The sequence below is a fragment of the Bacillus cereus genome (assembly GCF_002577405.1).
Taxonomy (GTDB): domain Bacteria; phylum Bacillota; class Bacilli; order Bacillales; family Bacillaceae_G; genus Bacillus_A; species Bacillus_A cereus_AU.
This window is the reverse complement of the sequence record NZ_NULR01000013.1, coordinates 352,066-373,900: the sequence shown is the minus strand read 5'-3', so window position 1 is coordinate 373,900 and position 21,835 is coordinate 352,066. Positions and strand designations below refer to the sequence as shown.

The following is a 21,835-nucleotide window of genomic DNA, read 5'->3' as shown; positions in this document are numbered from 1 at the left end:
CCTTCATTATGAAATGTGCAACTACTATTTCACTTCAAATTTCACACGCGTACCATCTGGGTATTTATCTAACTTATTCCCTACCCAAGAACCTGCTCCTCGGTTATCTGCTGGACTTATGTATTCAATATGTGCTCCTTTGCCGCCCTCTTTACACATCGCCATTGGCCATTCATCGCGATCATACCCTTTTTTTGATGGGTATGGCGCTAACGACAGTTTTCTTCTATCCGCAGCACCACCACGGTCAATTGTACAAACTTCTGAATGCCCTTCTTTTATAGCATTCGTAATATGTTTCCCTGTTTCGGGATAACGTTCTTTCGGAAATTCTAGTACTTGATCATACGTATTCGTTTTTTTTATACTTGTTTCCTCTGGCACAAGTACTTCATAGACCGCTACTAAAATAGAAAGAATTGCAATAATTGAAATGATAATACCCTTTAATTGCTTCATGTATACCTCCATGTTCCTACCAGTTTCTTTTCCTCAGTTATTATAACAAACTTCTCCTGTATATGTTTTCAGACATTATTGTAGCGTAGCCTTGCTATTTCGCCAAAAACACTCATTTTTCCTCATCATTTCTCTAATGCTGTAGAAAACTAATAACCTTCCGACATTCTTTTTCAAAGGAAGTCCTCATAAAAGATTGAAATGATATATACGATACTTTTTGGGGAGGAAATCTCATGGAAGCTATTTATAAAACGAAAGATGTTACAAATAAAACAGGCATCCCAAAACATATAGTTCGAAAATATAGCCAACTATTAGAGGAACACGGTTATATCATTTCAAAAACTGCTGATGCTCGTATTTATAAATTGGATGATTTAAAGCTATTGAAATCTATACATGAAAGAGCTGCTACATTACAAGAAGATATTTCAGAAACGATACCTATTATTTTAAAAGAAAAAGAGACCCCTCCTGTACCAATTATTCAAGATAAGCAAGAAATACAACCAAAAGAAAAAGAAGATGGACGGAACTTTGAGGAGTTCATGTTAAAACTTGAAATGCTCGCTCAACTAAATGAAGCAATTATTCATCAAAATTCTACCCTAATTACACAAAATCGTTTAAAAGATGAAAAGTTAGATGAATTGATGCAACAAGTGTATGTAAAAGAAGGATCACAAGAAAAAATGCTACAAGAGTTAGTTGATCATGCAGCTCAAACAGATGCACTACAAAAAGAAAAGATGGACTTATTAATGAATCATATGTATAAACGAGAATCCAAGCAAGAAGAGAAAATGAATAAACTCGTAAATCAAATTTATAATAGAGACAGCAATCGTGATACACAACTTATGCAAGTTATCCGTGAAATTCAAGAAACAAAAAGATTAGTCGCCGCCTCAAAAGAACAAGGCTTCTTTCATTCATTTAAAAGTTTATTTAGTCGAACAAAACACGAAAGAACAAATGAATAAACAATATAAAATAAAAAGTTACCTTCAACCGGTAACTTTTATTCCTTATTTCTTACAGCTGGTAATATAATAATCGCTTCAGTGCCTTTTCCACTTTCACTTTTATATTCCAGTGTACCATTATGCGCTTGTAAAATACTAAATGTTACCATAAGCCCTAATCCTGTCCCTTTTTCTTTTAAAGAATAATACGGTTGCCCAAGCCTTGCTAACTGTTCTTTCGTCATACCAACACCACTATCTTTAACTCTTATTACAATTGTTTCATCTTTTTGAATAGCCGTTACTTTTAAATATCCTTTGTTTCCTTGAATTGCTTCAATACCATTTTTAACAACATTCATAATCGCTTGCTTCAATTTTGTCTTATCACCGATAGTATAAAGGCTCTCAGAGATCTCAACTTGTAAATATACACCTTGCATCGCTGCAAACGATGACATAAGAGTGGTCATTTCTATTAATTGAGCGGATAAACAAATGTGTTCTTTTTTCTCAATTTGTGGTCTTGCTAAATTCAAGTAATCTGAAATAATTTGTTCTGCCCGATCCAATTCAGCTAATACGAGACGCATATACTCCTTATTCTTCACATCTTCCGTACCTTCTAGCAATTGGATAAATCCACGAACAACAGTGAGCGGATTTCGAACTTCATGTGCAACACTTGCCGCTAATTCACTGACAATATTAAGCTTTTCTGACTTTTGCATCTCTGTACGCAGCAATGCATTTTCGTTTAAATATTCTGTTAAATACACTTGAAATACCGTTGTCATGACCATAATCAGTGAGGCGAATATATATCCGCTATATATTTGCGAAATATACGGTGTAAACCCTGTTTCTAATAGAACATTAATCATGCCTAATAGTAAAGAAACAAGCACATAAAATGCTGAAATCATAAATGCTAAAATTAGCTTCTTATCCCTTGAAAAAAGAGACCATTTCTTTGATAAAAACAATGGAACTATCAATAGAAATAGTACTTCTACAACTGGAAGAAAGCTTATTCCCTTTAGTACCCATTCATATGCAACAAAAATAACCGCTGGGATTAAACCAACAATCCCACCATATAAAAAACCACTGACAATTGGAATCGGGTGAAAATTATACCCGCAAGCATTTCCAAAACAAATAGAGTATGTCATGGAGAGAACGAGCGTTACGCTAGATAAAAACATAATAAAGTAGCGATTCGGCTTCGGAGGCATTTCTTGATAGCGATTTAAACGAATCGCTTCATATAAAAATAGCGGTAAAATTATGATGGCAATTTGGATCAATAAATCACGGACAAGCTCCATAGCCCCTCATCCCCTATATGTATTTTGATATGATTATATCATTTTATAAGTTCCTTTGTTTTAAAATTTTGATTTTTCTTAACATTTTTGTTAATTTTTTGTTAACAACCCATAATAATTGTTACAGATTTCCGAAATGATTGTAAACCCTGTACCAAATTTTCTTCGTGCGGTATACAATGAATACGGATTACAAAGAAAATATAAAATACTTCACTAGACGGACAATTATAGCAAACTACAGCATATAATCCATACTATCTATGTTTACAAATAAGTGATCATTACTTTAGTAGGAGGAAGATAAATATGGCGGGTACTACGCTTGTTTTAAAAGAAGAAAATTTGGTTGTTCTAGAAAATGTTGAAAAATCAGTATATGAGGAGTTACAACATAAAGCAGGAGAAGAAAATTGCACATGTGCTGTGAACGAATCAGTTGTTCAGCTTGGCAAAGTATCCTCTGTACTTTGGAACGAAGATGAAATAGATTGGGAATACGGATACTAAAAAGTCGCTTACAGCGGCTTTTTTTCTGCTCTCTCTTTCTAAATTTCATATACAAAGCGCAATTATAGAAAATATGATAAAATGAACTTAATTTTCAAACGGAAGAAAGGGAGATACAATGGAACAATTCATTAATCCTAGAGTGAAGGACATCCAAATTTCTGGAATCCGCCAATTCTCTAATATGATTCAAAACTATGATAATCTTATCTCTTTAACAATTGGGCAACCCGATTTCCCTACACCTTCTCTAGTAAAAGAAGCGGCAAAACGGGCCATTACAGAAAATTATACAAGCTATACACATAACGCCGGTTTACTAGAATTACGCAAGGCAGCTTGTAATTTTGTAAAAGATAACTACGATTTACATTATTCACCTGAAAACGAAACCATCGTTACAATCGGTGCTAGCGAAGCAATTGATGTTGCATTCCGAACAATTTTGGAGCCAGGAACAGAAGTAATTTTACCTGCTCCTATTTATCCAGGGTACGAACCTATTATTCGATTATGCGGGGCAACGCCTATCTTTATAGATGTTCGTGAAACTGGATTTCGTTTAACAGCTGAGGCGCTAGAAAATGCTATTACAGAAAAAACTAGATGCGTCGTTTTACCGTATCCTTCAAACCCAACTGGTGTAACTTTATCAAAAGAAGAACTAAAAGATATTGTAGATGTTTTAAAAGATAAAAATATTTTCGTTCTTTCTGATGAAATTTACAGTGAACTTGTTTATGAAGAAAAACATACATCTATTGCCCATTTCCCAGAAATGCGTGAGAAAACTATTGTCATTAACGGTTTATCAAAATCTCATTCCATGACTGGCTGGCGTATCGGACTATTATTCGCACCAAGCTATTTAGCGGGACATATTTTAAAAGTTCATCAATACAATGTAACGTGCGCTACTTCAATCGCTCAATATGCTGCAATCGAAGCATTAACAGCTGCTAAAGACGCACCAAAGATGATGCGCTACCAATACAAAAAACGCCGTGATTACGTATATAATAGACTCACCCAAATGGGATTAAAAGTTGAAAAACCAACAGGTGCATTTTACTTATTCCCATACGTTGGGCATTTAACATCTTCATCATTTGATTTTGCACTTGATCTTGTAAAAGAGGCTGGGCTAGCGGTCGTTCCTGGGACAGCCTTTTCTGAATATGGTGAAGGGTATCTTCGCCTTTCCTATGCGTATAGTATCGAAACTTTAAAAGAAGGCTGCGATCGATTAGAAGCCTTTCTAAAACAAAAAAGCTAAGAGTTGAACTCTTAGCTTTTTTATACGTAATGCTCGCAAGTTTGACGCTTCAGTAATTTATGCGGAATAATGATACACTTTGCAGTAGACTCAGCATTCTCTACTTTATCAACTAAAGCTTTTGCTGCCTCATATCCTAGCTGATATATATTCACATCAACTGTCGAAAGCGGAGGACTCGCAATTTCTGATAATAAAGCATTATTAAAGCTTACAATAGAAACATCATTCGGTACAACGAATCCTTTTTTAGAAAGAGCACTTAACACACCAAGTCCAATTAAATCATCCGTTGCCATAATTGCCGTCGGCGGTTGCTTCAGTCCCATTAATTCCTCAACGGCTTGTTGACCACTTTCCCTTGAAAAATCAAAATGTAAAATATACTCTTTCGGTAATACAATATCTGCTAATTTTAAAGCGTCACTCATACCAGCTAAACGCTCTCTCGTTACAAGTAAATCTGAGCCCCCACCAATGAACGCGATTTGTTTATGGCCTAATGAAATCAAATATTCCGCTACTTCTCTTGCAGCTGTATAATTATCATTATCTACATATGTAATTTCATCTTTTCGATCATATGGTTTTCCTATTAAAACAAATGGGAAATTTTGTTTATGCAAATATTGAATGATTCGGTCGTTCTCTCTTGAATATAAAAGAATAATACCACCAATTTGGCGCCCTTGTACCATCTTTACAACACCATTAAAAATTTCTTCTTCCGTCTCACCTGTCGACATATAAAGCGCATAGCCTTCCACGTGTGCAAACGAACTTATCCCTCTTATAACTTCCGGGAAAAATGGATTTTGAAAAGCTTTACTCGCAGAACTCGGCATAACAAGACCAAGTGTTTTCGTTGTTTGGTTCGCAAGATTTCTTGCATTTAAATTTGGATGATACCCTAGTTCACTCATCACTTTCCGAACACGGCGCTTTGTTTTTTCACTTATACTTGGATTATCAGCAATTACACGGGAAACCGTCGATGGTGCTACGTTCGCCTTCTTCGCCACATCTTTAATTGTAACTGTCATAAAAATCCCCTCCTTTCACTTCTCTGTCATATTTCATATATTTTTATCTTGCACTTGTTGCAAGTAATAGGAGAAGTCATATACTTTCATTTATTTATTCTATCTTTCAAAACTTATCATATTCTCCCTCTTCATGTATTGTAAGGGATATAGCTCTTTTTTCCTATACTATAATATACTATTTATTGCACTTCTTTTCACATGTGATGTCAAATCTCTTTTCATCTCCCTACAACTTTTTATAGGGAGATGAAAAGAGAAATGGGACGTAATGTCCCATTTTCATCCTTTCGTACCTCCAGCTGTTAAACCAGAAACAAAATATTTTTGCAGGGATAAGAATAAAATAGAAATCGGAATTGCAATTAATACTGATCCAGCTGCAAATGTTGTAAATTCATTACCAAACTTTTTCGCTACCATTTCATATAATCCAACTGCTAAAGTATAATTTTCTGGTGTGCGTAAAATAACACTTGCTAAAATAAAATCTGTAAATGGACCAATGAAAGTGAATAACGCTACAACCGCTACAATTGGTTTTGCAAGCGGCATAATAATTTGCCAAAATATACGAAAATGCCCCGCTCCATCCATTCGAGCTGATTCATCCAGCTCTTTCGGAATCGTATCAAAATACCCTTTCATAAGCCATGTATTCATCGGAATTGCTCCGCCCACATAAATTAAAATTAATGCAAGATGTGTATCAATTAATCCTGTTAACTGCGCTAATATATATAGCGCGATTAACGCTGCAAAATTCGGGATCATTTGAAGAATTAAAAATGTTAATAAACCATTCTTCCTTCCAACAAATCGATATCTCGAAAATGCATAAGCAGTAAAGCTAATGGCTAACACAGAAAAAATCATCGTCATTACGCTAACTTTTAAAGTATTTTTATACCAAAGTAAGTAATTACTTGAATCGGGATCAAGTAGCTTGCGATAATGATCTAACGTGGCATTTTTCGGAATAATACTCGAACCAGACAAACTATCTCCTGGATTAAACGATGAGCCAATGATCCATAGTAATGGATAGAAAATAATCGCACACATTATGAAGATAACTAAATAACTTAATGAAAGACGTAACATCTTTTGTCGTTTAATATTCATTTACATCATATCCTCTTCTTGGAATGATTTTGTTCTCTTAAATTGCCATAACGCGACTGTAATAACGATTAACGATAAAATCATCGTAAGCGCTGCCGCTTTTCCGTACTGAGCCGAAGTCATCGTTAACTTATAAATCCATGAAATTAAAATATCTGTTCCACCTGCATTTTGTCCAGATACGGCAGGTCCCCCAGCATTAAATAGATAAATAATACTAAAATTATTAAAGTTAAATGTATATTGCGTAATTAATATTGGCGCTGTTGCATATAAAACAAGTGGCAATGTAATTTTGCGGAACTGTTGCCAAGCAGTTGCTCCATCTACTGTAGCCGCTTCATATAATTCTCCTGGAATCGATTGCAATATACCTGTAGTCATTGCAAAGACGAATGGGAATCCAAGCCACGTTTGGATCATAATTAAAGCAACCTTCGCCCAAAACGGATCTGTCATCCAAGCAACTTTTTCAATTCCGAATAAAGCTAATACTTGATTGTTAATTGCTCCAAAAGTTTCATTAAACATACCAGCAAATACAAGAATAGATACGAATGCCGGAACAGCCCACGGTAGAATAAAGATTGTTCGAATAATTGCTTTACCTTTGATACCGGGCTGATTTACGATAATCGCTAAGAAAATACCAAGGGAAACTTGTAACGTTGTTGCAACGAACGTCCAAATGACAGTCCAAGAAAATACACTTATAAATGTATCTCTCCACATTGGTAATGTGAAAATATCAATAAAGTTTTTAAAGCCAACCCAATCTACTAATTTAGCTGGAGGCGAGTGATATAAATCATAATTCGTAAATCCAATTAAGATAACAAAAATGATTGGAAATACAACAACAAAAATAAGTAATAGAAATCCTGGTGAAACCATTAAATATGGGAAACCTTGATCTAATAAGTTTCGATATTGCTCTTTTACAGAGTTTAGTGGTGTTCCTATATCACGTTTCTTCCCATTTTGGTATGCATCATATAAGTTAAATGCATATATTCCTAGTCCAAATACTATGACGATAAGTGCCAAAATCCCTTCTACTAATAGAAAGACCGAATGGTCACGCGGAACTTCTGTACCAAGCGTTACAATTCCCCATAATCCTATATTTAACAAATCAGCAAATGCTACAATAAATGAACCTGTTAATACTAAAAAAATAAGACCTTTTACATATTGTTTATTATATAGCTGACCGATACCTGGAATAATCGATAACATGGTCGCCATTTTCCTATGCTTTGAACCGTTTAACTCTTTCGCTGGTTCCATAGATGTTTGCATGTTCCTTCCCCCTTTTTCCTTCCTACTTGGAAGGGAGAGAATTCGTGCCTCTCATGTTTAGAGGCACGAATTTCACCTTATTTTTTCTCACTATGATTTGCTTCAATATTACCTTTAATTTGTTTCACTGCATTATCAAGTGCTGCTTTTGGCTCTTCTTTATTTGATACAACTAATTGAAGCGCATCCCCAGCTGGTTTCCAAACTTCCTGCATTTCTGGAATATTCGGCATTGGAATTCCATTTTCCGATTGAGCCGCAACCGCTTTTGCAGCCTCATTTTCTTTAATCATTGGATCTTCCATTACTGATTTTACTGGAGGAATTTCTTTCGTTTTCTCAAATCGAATTTTCGCATTTTCTTCATTTGTAACCCACTCAGTGAATTTTGTAGCTAAATCATTTTGTTTAGAGAAGCTTGTTACATGCCATCCTTTTACACCAACGAACGTTTTCATCGGTTGACCATTTGGTAATTTTGGCATCGGGGCAACACCGTAATCAATTCCAGCCTTTTCCATCGCTTGGAATGCCCATGGACCATTCATAATAGATGCTGCTTTTCCTTCATTAAATAATCCATCTGCAGCTGATCCACCAGATTCACCGATAATACCTTTCGGGAATAACTTTTCTTTGTACCATTTTTGAATATATTCAGCACCTTGTACTGCACCGCTATTATTTAATCCAATATCATTTGCATTTGGCTTTCCGTCTTTCTCACCAAATACATAGCCACCCATACCTGCCATAAATGCATTAGCGAAGTAGAAATTATCTCCAAGCGCTAAAAATCCGTACTTGTCGTCTTTCGTAAATTCTTTTGAGAAATTAAACAACTCGTCCATCGTTTCTGGTGCTTTTGGCATTAATTTTTTATTATAAATAAAGATTGGTGTTTCAACTGCTTTTGGTAAACCATATAATTTTCCGTTATATGTTTGTGCTTCTATTGATAAATCTGTAAATTTACTTTTTACTGTATCATCCACTTTCACCTCTGAAAGTAGCCCTTCTGTTACCGCATTACCAATATGATCATGTGGCAATGTTACAACATCTGGCCCTGTACCAGCTGGACCGTCGAGACGAAGTTTTTCTATTTGTTTCGTCATCTGAACCTCTTCAACTTTTACTTTCACATTATATTTCTTTTCAAAGCTTTTCACTGCTGGCTCTAAACCAACGCCTTTTTTCTCATCTTCCCAAACAAGAAGATCATAGTCTTTCTTCGCTTTACTTTCCTCTTTTTTCCCTGAATCTTTCGGTCCACATGCAGATAACATACCAATTGATAATGCTGAAATCGTTAATAATGATAATGCTTTCTTCATCCCAAAAAACCTCCCTAAATTGTCTATGTACCTTAATTTTGAAAACGTTTGCATTCAATAGTTTAATAGAAGCGCAAACAATATCCAAATCTATGAAAACGTTTGCGCTATTTGTCTATCATTATACATTCTTTTATTCATTTTGCAAATATTATTTTTTTAAAAAATATCATTATGGCTCTTTATACATTGACTTTATATGAAATGAATACTACTCTTATAAGCAATATTAAAGCTATGGGAAAGGAAATCGTTTGCAATACAGGCTTTATTATTACACTTAAGGGAATACTATGTATAGAGATATTAAAGGGGGATTTTCTATATGCTTAAAGAAGCCATTTATCATAGGCCAAAAGATAATTATGCATACGCTTACGATGAAAAAACAGTTCACATCCGCATGCGCACTAAGAAAGACGATGTTCACAGTACCTCTCTTATTTACGGGGATCCTTACGAATGGAAAGACGGGAAATGGATTTCATCAAGTGCACCAATGAAAAAAACGGGTTCTACTGCACTATTTGATTATTGGTCCATTTCAATCGAACCAAAATTTAAGCGCTTACGTTATGGATTCGAATTAAAAACAGATTTAGAAACTCTTATTTATGCAGAGCGAGGATTCTTCTCTACTATTCCAAATGATGATGTTGGTAACTTTTTCTGTTTTCCGTTTCTTCATGCAGATAATGTATTCAAAGCACCTTGCTGGATTAAAGATACTGTTTGGTATCAAATTTTCCCAGAACGATTTGCTAATGGGGATCACGGACTAAATCCAGAAAACACCCTTCCTTGGGGAAGTGCTGAGCCCACTCCAACTAATTTTTTTGGAGGGGATTTTTCTGGTATTATTCAAAACCTTGATTACCTTGTTAAGCTTGGAATTTCCGGAATATATTTCACACCTATTTTCAAAGCTCATTCAAACCATAAATATGACACAATTGACTACATGGAAATTGACCCACAATTCGGAACGAAAGAAACGTTTAAAGAACTCATTGAAGAATGTCATAAACGTGATATAAAAGTAATGCTCGATGCCGTATTTAATCATAGTGGATACTTTTTCGATAAATTCCAAGACGTACTAGAAAATGGCGAGAAGTCTGCATACAAAGAGTGGTTCCACATTCACGAATTCCCGATTATAACCGAGCCTCTTCCTAATTATGATACTTTCGCATTTACACCGTATATGCCTAAATTAAATACAGCACACCCAGATGTAAAAGAATATTTACTTGAAGTTGGGCGTTATTGGGTAAGAGAATTCAATATAGACGGTTGGCGCCTTGATGTAGCAAATGAAGTCGATCACAGCTTTTGGAGAGAATTCCGAAGTGAGATAAAGTCATTAAATCCTGACGTATATATTTTAGGTGAAATTTGGCACGATGCACTCCCTTGGCTACAAGGAGATCAATTTGATGCTGTTATGAGCTATCCTGTTACAAACGCTCTACTTTCTTACTTTGCTAATGATTCCATTACAGCAACTGAATTCATGAAACAAATTACAGAATCTCTACATTCCTATTCTATGAATGTAAATGAAGCTGCATTTCATTTATTAGACAGCCATGATACACCAAGAATTTTAACAACATGTAACGGGGATAAAAATAAGTTAAAGTTACTCTATGTATTCCACCTTTCTTTCATCGGCTCTCCTTGTATTTATTACGGAGATGAAATCGGTATGGATGGTGGCATGGACCCTGGTTGCCGCAAATGTATGATTTGGGATACAAAAGAACAAGATCATGCATTATTTACACATATACAAACATTACTTTCATTGCGGAAACAATATAAAGCATTTGGAGGACATGGTGCTTTCCAATTCATTGAAGCAAATGATGAACATAATTATATTTCTTACACGAAAACACATGAAGATGAAACTATCTTCTTCGTTTTAAATCCTACTAACGATGAAATTACTGCTTCACTCCCTATTCATATTACAGGGAAGAAAATAGTCAATATATATACAAAAGAAGAATTTTCAGCGGAAGCAAGTGTATTACAAGTCACACTTCCTCCATATGGATTCTCAATATTAAAGTGGTAATTGAAAAAACCTTATGCCAAGGCATAAGGCTTTTTCTTATTTTAATTTAAATACCATTGCTTCATACGGACGTAATGTAATGGTATCTATCGATCCGACTTCCACGTCATAATTGTGTATTAACAACTCTAAGTCACTGTAACTAATATCCTCAGGCAATTCAAATACACATTTATCCGCAGTAAAGTTTGCAATAACAAGGAGTTTTTCTTCTCCATATGTTCTTATATAAGCAAAAATAGAAGGATTATTTTCGAGTATTAAATCATATGAGCCATACACAACAATTTCATTATTTTTACGTAGCTCAATTAATTTTTTATAGTAATAAAAAATTGAGTTTTCATCTTGGATTGCACGTTCCACATTAATCTCTTTGTAATTAGGATTTACCGCAATCCATGGCTTACCTGCTGTAAATCCAGCATGTTCTCTATCATCCCACTGCATCGGAGTTCTAGCATTATCTCGGCCTTTTATATAAATAGATTCCATTACTTTTTCTTTATCTTCACCACGGTCTACCACTTTTTCATTGTACATATTTAAAGTTTCAATATCTCGATATTCATCAATTGTTTCAAATCGAACGTTAGTCATTCCGATTTCTTCCCCTTGATAAATATACGGTGTTCCCTTCATCATATGAAGAACTGTTGCTAACATTTTTGCAGATTCAGTACGATACATTCCATCATTACCGAAACGAGATACAACGCGAGGCTGATCATGGTTATTCCAATACAGACTATTCCATCCTGTATGTTCTAATGCTTTTTGCCACTTTGTTAAATTCTCTTTTAAAGTAAGAAGTGAACATGGTTTTACATCCCATTTCCCACCTTCTCCTGAATCTAAATCCATATGTTCAAATTGGAATACCATTTGTAATTCTTTTCTAGCTTCTCCCGTATACAATTTAGCCTCTTCTGTTGTTACACCAGGCATCTCACCAACTGTCATAATATCATAATGAGATAATACTTCTTCATTCATTTCATGTAAGTATTTATGAATGTTTGGGCCGTTCATAAAATGCTTATGCCCTGAAACATATCCCTCTTCATCCGTTTCAACAGTTGGTAAACCTTCTTCTTTAGAAATAAAATTGATTACATCCATACGGAATCCATCAATTCCTTTTTCTAACCAAAACTTCATCATTTCATAAACATCTTTTCTTACCTTTTCATTATCCCAGTTTAGATCTGGCTGTTTTTTAGAAAACAGATGTAAATAATATTCATCTGTCATTTCATCATACTGCCATGCAGATCCACTAAAGGCCGCTCCCCAGTTATTCGGCTCTTTCCCTTCTTTTCCAGGGCGCCATATATAGTAATCTCTATATTTATTATCTTTTGATTTACGTGATTCAATAAACCAATTATGTTCATCAGAAGTGTGATTAACAACTAAGTCCATCATAAGTTTCATATTACGTTCATGCATTTCATGTAATAGCTCGTCCCAATCTTCCATTGTTCCGAACTCATTCATTATTTTACAATAATCACTTATATCATAACCGTTATCATCATTTGGAGATTCATAAACCGGTGATAACCAAATTACATTAATCCCTAATTCTTTTAAGTAATCTAGCTTTGAAATAATACCACGAAGATCACCTATACCATCACCGTTACTATCCATAAAGCTACGAGGATAAATTTGATATACTACACTTTCTTTCCACCATTGTTTTTCCATTATGCTACCCCATTTCATTAGTAATTCGATTTTCTCTATTTTTCAAGGCGCAAACGTTTTCATTAATGAATGATAACAGATTCTCTCTCAATTTAAAATAGCGCTTACAATTTTTATCCTTCTTTTTCTAATAAAGCATACACAAATCACTAGCATTCCTCTAAGTAAATGAAAACGTTTTATTTTTTTATTTATTTTTTGAATCTATTAGTTTATAATGAACTCAAAGAAAACGTTTGCATAATTATTTCTAGGGGGAAATACCATGGCAGAACTGAAATTAGAAAACATTTATAAAATATATGATAATAACGTAACAGCTGTAACAGATTTTAATTTACACATTCAAGATAAAGAGTTTATCGTATTTGTTGGTCCTTCTGGATGCGGAAAATCTACTACTTTACGAATGGTAGCTGGACTTGAAGATATTTCAAAAGGAGAATTTTCAATTGATGGTAAGCTAATGAATGATGTTCCTCCAAAAGATCGTGATATCGCAATGGTCTTCCAAAACTATGCTCTTTATCCACATATGAGTGTGTATGATAATATGGCATTTGGATTAAAACTTCGAAAGATAGCAAAAGATGAAATCGATCGTCGTGTGAAAGATGCAGCGCGAATTTTAGGACTTGAACAATATTTAGATAGAAAACCGAAAGCTTTATCAGGTGGACAACGCCAACGTGTTGCGTTAGGTAGAGCAATCGTTCGAGATGCAAAAGTTTTCTTAATGGATGAACCTTTGTCAAACTTAGACGCAAAACTCCGCGTTGCAATGCGCTCAGAAATTTCTAAGTTACACCACCGCCTTGGAACAACAACAATTTATGTAACACATGATCAAACAGAAGCAATGACAATGGCTTCTCGTCTTGTTGTTATGAAAGACGGAAAGATTCAACAAATCGGAACTCCAAAAGAAGTATATGAAACACCTGAAAATATTTTCGTTGGTGGGTTTATCGGCTCCCCAGCGATGAATTTCTTCCGTGGTAAATTAACTGAAACCGATTTCGTTATAGACAACGCAATAAAAGTCAAAGTATCTGAAGGAAAAATGAAACTGCTACGTGAGCAAGGCTATGTAAATAAAGAAATTGTTTTAGGTATTCGTCCTGAAGACATTCATGATGAACTATTATTTTTAGAAGCTTCACAATCTACTACCTTCACAACAAAAATCGAAGTTGCTGAATTGTTAGGTGCTGAATCTATTTTATATATGAAACTAGGCGATCAAGATTTTGCAGCACGTGTGGATGCAAGACATACATTTTCACCTGGTGATCAAATTAAACTCGCATTTGATATGAATAAAGCGCATTTCTTTGATAGTCAAACCGAGCAACGTATTCGTTAAAAAATTGTTTTCTTCTATATAACATACAAAAAAACCGTCCACATTTATACTGAGGGCGGTTTTCATTATTATACTAGGGCTTCAACTGTATAAAATGATTGTCCTTTCGTGCTAATAATACCGAAAATCGGTAAATCACTTAACACTACTTCTTCTTGCTGTTTCATAAAAGATGACGTTAATTGTTTTATCTCTATCCAAACGTCATTAATATAAAGTGCATTGGAATCGATTACTTTTTCACTCCTTCTTTTTTCTTACTATTACGCTGATCAAACACTAAACCAATAAATATTAATATCCCCCAAAAGATTATGCTACCTCCTGTCATTTCAACTTCCCCCTTATTATATATAAGATATTATTTTTAATAATTATATCATTTTCTTAATTTTCAATCTATTTAAATTAAGAAAATGAACCTTTACCTTCCTCCTAACTTCCTCGCATTCATTGAATTTCAAGTTGAAAGTCTTACCGCCCACAAATAACGGGATAAAAAAAAGACCTTTTTATTTAAGAATAAAAAGGTCACTGTGTATTATACAAGACTGATCACTTTTGTCTTTGCAATTAAATCATGAAAACCACAATTATCTTTGCGGAACAACATCATGTATATGTTACATAATAATGGAATTCCAAGTAGCAATATGTTCGGTAATAACAATGCAAAAAACCGTATTATTAATGTTTGTAACGTTAGCTTTTCACTCGTCAATGAAATTAATTTTGTTCTCGTTATTTTTTTACCAAGTGTTACACCGTTCCAAATAAAAGGTAACAATATAAAATATAGGGCCATTAATATGAACACTACTGTGAGATCATATCTATAGTCTCCAAAACTTATATTAAAACGATTAAAAATAGCACTATAGTTTCCAGTTATCACAGCTACTACTGCACCATACATAAGCGAGATTAAAAACATATCAATTAGGGAAGCACCTATGCGATTCATTACAAGCGCCGGGCGATGCACCTTTAACTTCATTTTATGTCGACTCCTTCATATCCTTTTTTACCCGTTTCATCGTACCACTTCTAAAAAACATTGTAAACTAGCGTTTCTCTTACTTTTCTTGTACAATGTGTTACAACAGCATTGTAAAGGAGGTTCCCATATTGAAAAAATGGATAATCCTATTCCTCGCCTTCCTATTAGTTGGTTGCGCTGGGAATACAAGCCACTTAACTTATACGATTAATGATGAATACGAACTCATACGTACTTCTGGAAATGCATTTGAACTTTTCCCCTCGCAAGATGCTGTATATGCCACACAATACATTCCTGCCAAAATTACAGACATTGGTTGGGATGATAAATACATTATTGCAAAACAAACTGAGGAAAAGTCAGATCCGAATAATCCTGATGGGGCAATTGCAAATAAAAAAAGTGAGCATTATTGGATTATTGACGTAAAGCACAATAAGCGTTTTGGTCCCTATAATGAAAAGCAATTTAACGAACAAAAAGATGCATTTAAAATTAAGGTACCTTTTCAAAATGTAGATTCATACATAAAAGAAATGAAAAAACAGTCAGCATAATGTTTTGAATGCTGACTGTTTTTACTTATGTTTTTAAAAACACCTTACTCAGAAAGTGAGATGTTAAAAGTTTGTGCCTCTTTAACAACATCCTGTGTCTCTGTATCTCCTGCAATTAAATCATCTGTTGTAAACTTAATATCCTTTACCTTTTCTTTTCCATCATCAAGTATTAAACCGATAATTCCATCTCTTGTTTCACCAGGCTTATAGTCTTCTCTAGATACATTTTTTGTACCAACGAGCGTATCTTCATCATATAAAAAGTTTTGCGTCGCTACTTTAAAGTGTTGTTTATCATTAATCGTAACATCATTCATAGAGAAAAATTGCATATTTTTATTTCCGCTATTTTCTACTTTATATGTAATCTCAACGTAACGAATCGTATCACTAATCTCTGTCCCACTTAGCGATGCATATAATTCTGCATCTTCTTGACTTACTTTATCGCCTAATCTACGCTTTACTTCTTCAGGAGTTAATGCCGTATATGCTTTCAATGTATTTTTTGCATCTTCACTCATCTGTGATAAAGAGATTACTTTCACATCTTGCACATGAATTTTCATTGGCGCTACTTCAAATGTTTGATTCACAGAATGCATCTGCTCTAACTTGAAAGTACCCCATCCTGTTTCTTTCACTTTTTGTCCTACTTTGTTCAGCTCACGTCCACCATATTCTTTCGTTTCCGGAATAGATTCTTTCTTCTTCGGTTCAGCTTTCTTTTCTTCTTGATGGAAGCAACCACTTAACATAAGAAGAAAACTACATAATACAAAAATACTTTTCCATGCTTTCATCATTTAATTTCTCCTAACACTATCATTCATTAATATACATTAGTCCCTTGCTTTGTAAACTATAGAAACAATAAGAAGTCCACAAAACAAACTTGTCAATCCAGATACTATTATACCTCCTATTTGGAAAATATGAAAATAGGGATCTACGAACGCATGCACGATAAATATAATTGCTGAAGCAATAATTACTGAAACCCAATATTTCCTTTTTTCCGAAGCTAAAATACTATCTTTACCCGTTTTATCTCCATAATTCCATAGTACGTATAGTAGTAATAGGAAACCAAAACATGTACTCCCGTGCTGCATATAATTATAAACTGGAATACTATGTAATTCTCGTTGCAACAGTGGTATTTTCATAACAAAATAACCTGTCCTATGAGTAAATGCATCCCAAACGACATGTGTTAACATACCGAATAATGCAGAATAGATAAATACAAAAAAATCCTTCCATGTACGAACCCCCCACCTCTCATCCACTGCATATGTATAGTAGCCAGCAAATGGTTTAGGTAAATGTGTTATAAAAGGCTTTTTTAAGATGGAATGGTACCCGTATGCTAACAACAAGACGAGCGGTAAATTGAAATATAAGAACCCAAGCCATGTATGGCCAATAACACCATACGGTCTAAAGTGTAAAAAATATTCAAAGTCAGGTGCCATACTACCTAATATAAGAGCCGTTACTGAAATATAACTAGCCTGCTTTTTAGCAAAAGGAAGAACAGCTGCTGGATGCGCGAATGTAAACGGCATGTTTTAACTCCTTTTCATAATTTCAATAGAATACATACTATCATAACGATATGAATAATCTCCATGCAATATTTATTTTCACATTGGAATATGATAGTTTACATGTTATAATCCACATGAAATATTCAGAAAATAAGGAGAGGTTCACGTGTCATTAACACTTGTCTTTTTTCTTTTTCTGTTTATCTTGTTTTAAGTACATACATCGGATTTTTTCTATGGAAGCATTTTAAAGTCGTAAAATACATTCCCGCTTTTATCGGTTTCCGTATCACCCTTGCCATCTTCTTATTAAAACGAACAACTTTTGGCTGAGAAGGACTTGGTTTTAGTACATTACAACATACAATACTATTTACAAGTCTACTCACCCTCGTATTCGCTACGTTATTAGAAAAAAAATCTTCTATGAATTGAGGTTTATATATTGATTGACGTACCCTTTTTAAAAAATGTCACATTAAAAAAAGAAAATATCCCTAGTTTTTCCGCATATCCTTACTGCCTACCCGCTATCCGAACATTACAATCACTAGCTTTCCATCCAAATGTAACATTCATTATTGGAGAAAACGGAACGGGTAAATCAACATTACTCGAAGCAATTGCAATCGCTTTAGGTTTTAATGCAGAAGGTGGAACAAAAAACTTCCGCTTTAGCACAAACGATTCGCACTCATCTTTACATGAATACCTTCGAATTTCCAAAAGTTTCAATACACCAAACGACGGTTTCTTTCTTCGCGCTGAATCATTTTATAACGTCGCTTCTTATATTGATGAAATAGATGCTGATTTGGAAGCACGTGGAAATCCAGTTATTGATTCCTATGGTGGTGTCTCATTACACAAACAATCACATGGTGAATCATTCTTCTCATTATTCATGAACCGTTTTTCAGGACAAGGTTTATACATTTTAGATGAGCCTGAGGCGGCTTTATCCCCGATGAGGCAACTTTCAATGCTCATTCGAATGCATGAATTAGCTAAGCAAGGTTCACAATTTGTTATCGCGACGCATTCTCCTATTTTAATGGCTTATCCTGAATCTACTTTATACTCTTTAACGCAAGAGGGGATTCACGAATCGACATTAGAAGAAACGGAGCATTATCAAACGACGAAACTTTTTTTTGAAAATCGCGATCGATTATTTCATCACTTATTCGAGTCGTAAAAAAAGAAGCAGCGATTGCTGCTTCTTTTTTATAGTGCTTCTATAAATAATGCTACTCCAATACCGCCGCCGACGCATAGAGAGGCAATTCCTTTTTCTAAGCCACGTCGTTTTAATTCATGAATTAAACTTACCGTAATACGAGCTCCTGTACAACCGATTGGGTGCCCAAGTCCTACACCACTACCGTTTACATTCACTTTTTCACGATCTAAACCTAATTCTTTCTCTACTGCTAAATATTGTGCAGCGAAAGCTTCATTAATTTCAAGTAAATCTGCATCTTCTAATGACCAATCTACTTTTTCTAATCCTTTTCGGATTGCTGGTGCTGGCCCAATACCCATAATTTTCGGATCTACTCCGGCTACTGAATATCCAACAATTCTAGCTAACGGTTGTAAGCCCTTTTCTTTCGCTTTTTCTTCACTCATTAATACTAGAACCGCACTTCCGTCATTAAGACCAGATGCATTACCTGCAGTTACAGATCCATCTTTACGAAAAGCTGGTTTTAATCCTGCTAATTTTTCCGCTGTAATATCTGCACGCGGATGTTCATCCTTCGAAAATACAACTTCTTTTCTACGCTCTTTTATTGTAATAGGAACAATTTGATCATCAAAATATCCAGACTCAATCGCTTGTAGTGCTAGTGTGTGACTACGAAGCGCAACTTCATCTTGTTCCTCTCTTGTAATTTCATATTGGTCAACTAAATTTTCCGCTGTTTCACCCATCATAATATGATGCAATGGATCTTCTAATATTTCCCACACTGTATCACGGATTTCTCCATGTTGTAGACGTTGTCCCCAGCGGTGTTGTTTTAATGCATAAGGGCTTGAACTCATTGCTTCTACTCCACCTGCAACAACAATATCACTTACACCTAATTGGATTTGCATTGCAGCTGACATAATTGCTTGCATACCTGAAGAACATTGACGTTGAATTGTATAACCAGTAACTGTGTCAGGAAATCCTGCCGCTAATGCAGCTGTTCTTGCAGTATTTGCTTCATCAGTTCTTTGAATACAATGACCTAAAATTACTTCATCAACTTCATGTGGTTCTACTCCGCCTCGTTTTACAGCTTCCTGAAGTACAGGAACAGCTAATTCTACTGGCGTTACATTTTTTAGCGCTCCCCCAAAAGTTCCAATTGGCGAACGAACTGCAGCTGTAATAACAACATTATGCATTTTGTACTTGCCCCTCTCTTATGTACCCTAGTAAGTTTTTAGGTGAAATTCCATAAGATGTATGTCTACAACTATCATACTATAAAGATAGCAAAAAATCAAAATATTTAATATAATAAAAATAGAAGGAATTAACCTTCTATTCTGTCAATGCGTATAAAAATTTTTGTAAGATTTTCTCTGTCGTTTCATTCAATTTTGGTAACTTATCTACTGGAAAGTATTGAAGTTGTAACCCTTCATGATCGAGCTTTAATTCACCACTCACATAATGCCCCTGATACAGATGAATGACATTAAAGATTTCATCTCCATTTGGATAACGGAAATATACTTCCTTTCCTGATAAGACACCAAGAAATTGCATGATTTTTGCTTGTAGCCCCGTCTCTTCAAATAATTCTCTACGAGCAGTTTCTTCTGTCGTTTCACCTAGTTCCATTGCCCCACCAGGTACACCCCAATCATATGTATCTGAACGGTATTGAAGTAATACTTCTTGCTTATCATTTAATATAATGATTGCTGACCCTACTAGAATAAGTGGCCTTGTACCAACGACTTTGCGTAACTCTTCAATATACCCCACTATGTAAACTCTCCTTTCCTCATCCTCCCTTATCATAACAAAATTTTTCTCCTTTTGTTGATGTAATTTTAAAGAAAAAAAAGGAAGCTTCCGCCTCCTTTTTTCACCTTTTATTTCTTAAAACTTTCATATTTTACAGCTTCAAAAGCTTCCTCAATTTCATCATTACGATAATGGACATATGTGAACCGTCCCAATTCTACTAATCTTGCTATTTCTTGTAACGCGTTATGCTGCTCATATGTTTCTTTAAGCTTAATATGTACATAAAACTTCATTAAAGGATGTTCATATAAAGATTCTCCCACCTCTACATATACATCCTCAACCCCTTGCACAACTCTTACATAACTTGCAAATTGATAAAGAGCTTCTCTGTCTGAAACGATTTTTAATGTATACATATATTCTCCCCCTTTCCTTTACTATATCAAAAAGATGACCACACTACGTTATAGAACTATGAAATTTTTTCGAATTGTAGTCTACATATATTCATGTAGCAAATAAGGCGTTTATCCATACATAGGACCTTTTCTCCACATATATTATAGGAAGAACTTTTTCATTTGAGGTGTTCCTTATGGATCCATACGTCAATATATGTATTTGTATTACTCCAGGCGCCGATATTTCTGATGACCGTATCGCAAAAGATTTAGCTGTTGCAGAGTCAATTTGGCACCCCATTACATTTCAAATTCAAGAAGTAATTGTATTAAATGAGCTTTTCCGTTTTTCTGACCGTGAAATCAGTTATAAGAATTCCATTCAAAGTCAGGAAAAATTAGCATCCTTTTTTCAAACGTGTGTAAATGAAGCTCCAAAATGTGACCTTTACATTTGTTATATTGGCAGTGATTATTTCAAAGAAACAGCAGTAATTGCCTGTGCTTACTCTTTAGCAAAACAACAGCAACTTACTGGTTACATCGTTTTAACAAATTCAGCAGCTCCTACGAAAAATATATATACGCTCGCCCACGAAATCGGTCATATTTTATTTACAAGACGTGTTCATGGAAAGCTTACTCATGCAGATCCTCATTCTCCAACTGGATCGGAGCATCATCCTTCTCCAACAAATCTTATGTATCCTATTGTTCCTCGCCCTGAAAACGTCCATATTCAGTCCCTAGTAACAAACGAGCAAAAAGCACTCTCATTACAAAGCTCTTTATTACAAAGAAAAAAACAGTAACAATCTTATT

General features: G+C 34.7%; 22 protein-coding genes and 1 pseudogene. 8 read left to right on the top strand and 15 right to left on the bottom strand.

Annotated features, from left to right (window positions below; all coding sequences use genetic code 11):
• Nucleotides 1-24: 24 nt before the first annotated feature.
• Nucleotides 25-459 (bottom strand): DNA-entry nuclease, encoded by a 435-nt coding sequence (gene nucA / locus COC96_RS17900; protein WP_097904500.1) that lies wholly within the window; start codon nt 457-459, stop codon nt 25-27.
• A 236-nt stretch (nt 460-695) separates the two neighbouring features.
• Here nucA and COC96_RS17890 point away from each other — a divergent pair, with 236 nt between their 5' ends.
• Nucleotides 696-1,445 (top strand): DUF3967 domain-containing protein, encoded by a 750-nt coding sequence (locus COC96_RS17890; RefSeq protein WP_097904502.1) that lies wholly within the window; start codon nt 696-698, stop codon nt 1,443-1,445.
• A gap of 38 nt (nt 1,446-1,483) precedes the next feature.
• Here the strand turns inward: COC96_RS17890 and kinB are convergent, their stop codons facing one another.
• On the bottom strand, nt 1,484-2,758 hold the full coding sequence (kinB, locus tag COC96_RS17885; RefSeq protein WP_098267940.1) for a sporulation sensor histidine kinase KinB: 1,275 nt from the start codon (nt 2,756-2,758) through the stop codon (nt 1,484-1,486).
• Between the two features lie 309 nt (nt 2,759-3,067).
• Between kinB and COC96_RS17880 the strand changes: the two genes are divergently transcribed.
• Nucleotides 3,068-3,268: a hypothetical protein gene (locus COC96_RS17880; RefSeq protein WP_098267941.1), complete on the top strand. Its 201-nt coding sequence runs from the start codon at nt 3,068-3,070 to the stop codon at nt 3,266-3,268.
• Nucleotides 3,269-3,386: 118 nt separating this feature from the next.
• Nucleotides 3,387-4,544, top strand: a complete 1,158-nt coding sequence (locus tag COC96_RS17875) for an aminotransferase A (RefSeq protein ID WP_098769119.1) — start codon at nt 3,387-3,389, stop codon at nt 4,542-4,544.
• Nucleotides 4,545-4,564: 20 nt separating this feature from the next.
• Here the strand turns inward: COC96_RS17875 and malR are convergent, their stop codons facing one another.
• The 4 genes from malR to COC96_RS17855 form a co-directional block, all read right to left on the bottom strand.
• A complete protein-coding gene (malR, locus tag COC96_RS17870) occupies nt 4,565-5,587 on the bottom strand; it encodes a maltose operon transcriptional repressor MalR (RefSeq protein WP_098267943.1) in 1,023 nt (340 codons plus the stop codon).
• A 282-nt stretch (nt 5,588-5,869) separates the two neighbouring features.
• Nucleotides 5,870-6,712, bottom strand: coding sequence for a maltosaccharide ABC transporter permease MalD (gene malD, locus COC96_RS17865; RefSeq protein ID WP_098267944.1), 843 nt, complete (start codon nt 6,710-6,712; stop codon nt 5,870-5,872).
• The gene (malC, locus tag COC96_RS17860) at nt 6,713-8,014 is read right to left on the bottom strand and encodes a maltosaccharide ABC transporter permease MalC (protein ID WP_098267945.1); all 1,302 of its coding nucleotides are present in this window, start codon (nt 8,012-8,014) and stop codon (nt 6,713-6,715) included.
• Between the two features lie 77 nt (nt 8,015-8,091).
• A complete protein-coding gene (locus tag COC96_RS17855; protein ID WP_098769118.1) occupies nt 8,092-9,351 on the bottom strand; it encodes an extracellular solute-binding protein in 1,260 nt (419 codons plus the stop codon).
• 325 nt (nt 9,352-9,676) lie between these two features.
• On the opposite strand from COC96_RS17855, the gene COC96_RS17850 reads away from it, so the two are divergent.
• Entirely contained in the window at nt 9,677-11,437 is a 1,761-nt protein-coding gene (locus COC96_RS17850) for an alpha-glycosidase (protein ID WP_098769117.1), read from the top strand.
• 36 nt (nt 11,438-11,473) lie between these two features.
• On the opposite strand, the gene malL is transcribed toward COC96_RS17850, so the two are convergent.
• On the bottom strand, nt 11,474-13,150 hold the full coding sequence (gene malL, locus COC96_RS17845; RefSeq protein WP_098267949.1) for an oligo-1,6-glucosidase: 1,677 nt from the start codon (nt 13,148-13,150) through the stop codon (nt 11,474-11,476).
• A 265-nt stretch (nt 13,151-13,415) separates the two neighbouring features.
• Between malL and COC96_RS17840 the strand changes: the two genes are divergently transcribed.
• Nucleotides 13,416-14,516, top strand: coding sequence for an ABC transporter ATP-binding protein (locus tag COC96_RS17840; protein WP_098267950.1), 1,101 nt, complete (start codon nt 13,416-13,418; stop codon nt 14,514-14,516).
• 68 nt (nt 14,517-14,584) lie between these two features.
• Here the strand turns inward: COC96_RS17840 and COC96_RS17835 are convergent.
• From COC96_RS17835 to COC96_RS17825, 3 genes and pseudogenes are all read right to left on the bottom strand, one after another.
• A pseudogene (locus COC96_RS17835) lies at nt 14,585-14,746 on the bottom strand (SDR family NAD(P)-dependent oxidoreductase); the annotation flags it as partial.
• A gap of 2 nt (nt 14,747-14,748) precedes the next feature.
• The gene (locus COC96_RS17830; RefSeq protein ID WP_097904514.1) at nt 14,749-14,847 is read right to left on the bottom strand and encodes a flagellar motor protein; all 99 of its coding nucleotides are present in this window, start codon (nt 14,845-14,847) and stop codon (nt 14,749-14,751) included.
• Nucleotides 14,848-15,057: 210 nt separating this feature from the next.
• Nucleotides 15,058-15,513: an RDD family protein gene (locus COC96_RS17825; protein WP_088230255.1), complete on the bottom strand. Its 456-nt coding sequence runs from the start codon at nt 15,511-15,513 to the stop codon at nt 15,058-15,060.
• Between the two features lie 131 nt (nt 15,514-15,644).
• On the opposite strand from COC96_RS17825, the gene COC96_RS17820 reads away from it, so the two are divergent.
• On the top strand, nt 15,645-16,076 hold the full coding sequence (locus tag COC96_RS17820; RefSeq protein ID WP_098267951.1) for a DUF3997 domain-containing protein: 432 nt from the start codon (nt 15,645-15,647) through the stop codon (nt 16,074-16,076).
• A 44-nt stretch (nt 16,077-16,120) separates the two neighbouring features.
• On the opposite strand, the gene COC96_RS17815 is transcribed toward COC96_RS17820, so the two are convergent.
• Together COC96_RS17815 and COC96_RS17810 are read right to left on the bottom strand one after the other, a co-directional pair.
• Nucleotides 16,121-16,885 carry a hypothetical protein gene (locus COC96_RS17815; RefSeq protein ID WP_088230257.1) on the bottom strand — a complete coding sequence of 255 codons (765 nt, stop codon included), beginning with the start codon at nt 16,883-16,885 and terminating at the stop codon, nt 16,121-16,123.
• A 36-nt stretch (nt 16,886-16,921) separates the two neighbouring features.
• Nucleotides 16,922-17,650 carry a DUF4184 family protein gene (locus tag COC96_RS17810; protein WP_098769116.1) on the bottom strand — a complete coding sequence of 243 codons (729 nt, stop codon included), beginning with the start codon at nt 17,648-17,650 and terminating at the stop codon, nt 16,922-16,924.
• A 427-nt stretch (nt 17,651-18,077) separates the two neighbouring features.
• On the opposite strand from COC96_RS17810, the gene COC96_RS17805 reads away from it, so the two are divergent.
• A complete protein-coding gene (locus COC96_RS17805; RefSeq protein ID WP_098267953.1) occupies nt 18,078-18,830 on the top strand; it encodes an AAA family ATPase in 753 nt (250 codons plus the stop codon).
• A gap of 29 nt (nt 18,831-18,859) precedes the next feature.
• Here COC96_RS17805 and COC96_RS17800 read toward each other — a convergent pair whose 3' ends face one another.
• The 3 genes from COC96_RS17800 to COC96_RS17790 all read right to left on the bottom strand — a co-directional run bounded on the left by COC96_RS17800 (nt 18,860) and on the right by COC96_RS17790 (nt 21,028).
• Entirely contained in the window at nt 18,860-20,035 is a 1,176-nt protein-coding gene (locus COC96_RS17800; protein WP_000552065.1) for an acetyl-CoA C-acetyltransferase, read from the bottom strand.
• 139 nt (nt 20,036-20,174) lie between these two features.
• Nucleotides 20,175-20,624 (bottom strand): NUDIX hydrolase, encoded by a 450-nt coding sequence (locus tag COC96_RS17795; RefSeq protein WP_141436421.1) that lies wholly within the window; start codon nt 20,622-20,624, stop codon nt 20,175-20,177.
• Between the two features lie 110 nt (nt 20,625-20,734).
• Nucleotides 20,735-21,028 carry a DUF3928 family protein gene (locus COC96_RS17790; protein ID WP_098267954.1) on the bottom strand — a complete coding sequence of 98 codons (294 nt, stop codon included), beginning with the start codon at nt 21,026-21,028 and terminating at the stop codon, nt 20,735-20,737.
• 179 nt (nt 21,029-21,207) lie between these two features.
• On the opposite strand from COC96_RS17790, the gene COC96_RS17785 reads away from it, so the two are divergent.
• Entirely contained in the window at nt 21,208-21,825 is a 618-nt protein-coding gene (locus tag COC96_RS17785; RefSeq protein WP_098267955.1) for an ImmA/IrrE family metallo-endopeptidase, read from the top strand.
• Nucleotides 21,826-21,835 lie beyond the last annotated feature (10 nt).

Coding starts and splice junctions, on each gene's coding strand:
- malR (WP_098267943.1), bottom strand. CDS start 5,587: ATGACAGTTACAATTAAAGATGTGGCGAAGAAGGCGAACGTAGCACCA.
- COC96_RS17855 (WP_098769118.1), bottom strand. CDS start 9,351: ATGAAGAAAGCATTATCATTATTAACGATTTCAGCATTATCAATTGGT.
- kinB (WP_098267940.1), bottom strand. CDS start 2,758: ATGGAGCTTGTCCGTGATTTATTGATCCAAATTGCCATCATAATTTTA.
- COC96_RS17880 (WP_098267941.1), top strand. CDS start 3,068: ATGGCGGGTACTACGCTTGTTTTAAAAGAAGAAAATTTGGTTGTTCTA.
- COC96_RS17875 (WP_098769119.1), top strand. CDS start 3,387: ATGGAACAATTCATTAATCCTAGAGTGAAGGACATCCAAATTTCTGGA.
- COC96_RS17785 (WP_098267955.1), top strand. CDS start 21,208: ATGGATCCATACGTCAATATATGTATTTGTATTACTCCAGGCGCCGAT.
- COC96_RS17830 (WP_097904514.1), bottom strand. CDS start 14,847: ATGACAGGAGGTAGCATAATCTTTTGGGGGATATTAATATTTATTGGT.
- malL (WP_098267949.1), bottom strand. CDS start 13,150: ATGGAAAAACAATGGTGGAAAGAAAGTGTAGTATATCAAATTTATCCT.
- COC96_RS17890 (WP_097904502.1), top strand. CDS start 696: ATGGAAGCTATTTATAAAACGAAAGATGTTACAAATAAAACAGGCATC.
- COC96_RS17800 (WP_000552065.1), bottom strand. CDS start 20,035: ATGCATAATGTTGTTATTACAGCTGCAGTTCGTTCGCCAATTGGAACT.
- malC (WP_098267945.1), bottom strand. CDS start 8,014: ATGCAAACATCTATGGAACCAGCGAAAGAGTTAAACGGTTCAAAGCAT.
- malD (WP_098267944.1), bottom strand. CDS start 6,712: ATGAATATTAAACGACAAAAGATGTTACGTCTTTCATTAAGTTATTTA.
- nucA (WP_097904500.1), bottom strand. CDS start 459: ATGAAGCAATTAAAGGGTATTATCATTTCAATTATTGCAATTCTTTCT.
- COC96_RS17840 (WP_098267950.1), top strand. CDS start 13,416: ATGGCAGAACTGAAATTAGAAAACATTTATAAAATATATGATAATAAC.
- COC96_RS17810 (WP_098769116.1), bottom strand. CDS start 17,650: ATGCCGTTTACATTCGCGCATCCAGCAGCTGTTCTTCCTTTTGCTAAA.
- COC96_RS17790 (WP_098267954.1), bottom strand. CDS start 21,028: ATGTATACATTAAAAATCGTTTCAGACAGAGAAGCTCTTTATCAATTT.
- COC96_RS17850 (WP_098769117.1), top strand. CDS start 9,677: ATGCTTAAAGAAGCCATTTATCATAGGCCAAAAGATAATTATGCATAC.
- COC96_RS17825 (WP_088230255.1), bottom strand. CDS start 15,513: ATGAAGTTAAAGGTGCATCGCCCGGCGCTTGTAATGAATCGCATAGGT.
- COC96_RS17815 (WP_088230257.1), bottom strand. CDS start 16,885: ATGATGAAAGCATGGAAAAGTATTTTTGTATTATGTAGTTTTCTTCTT.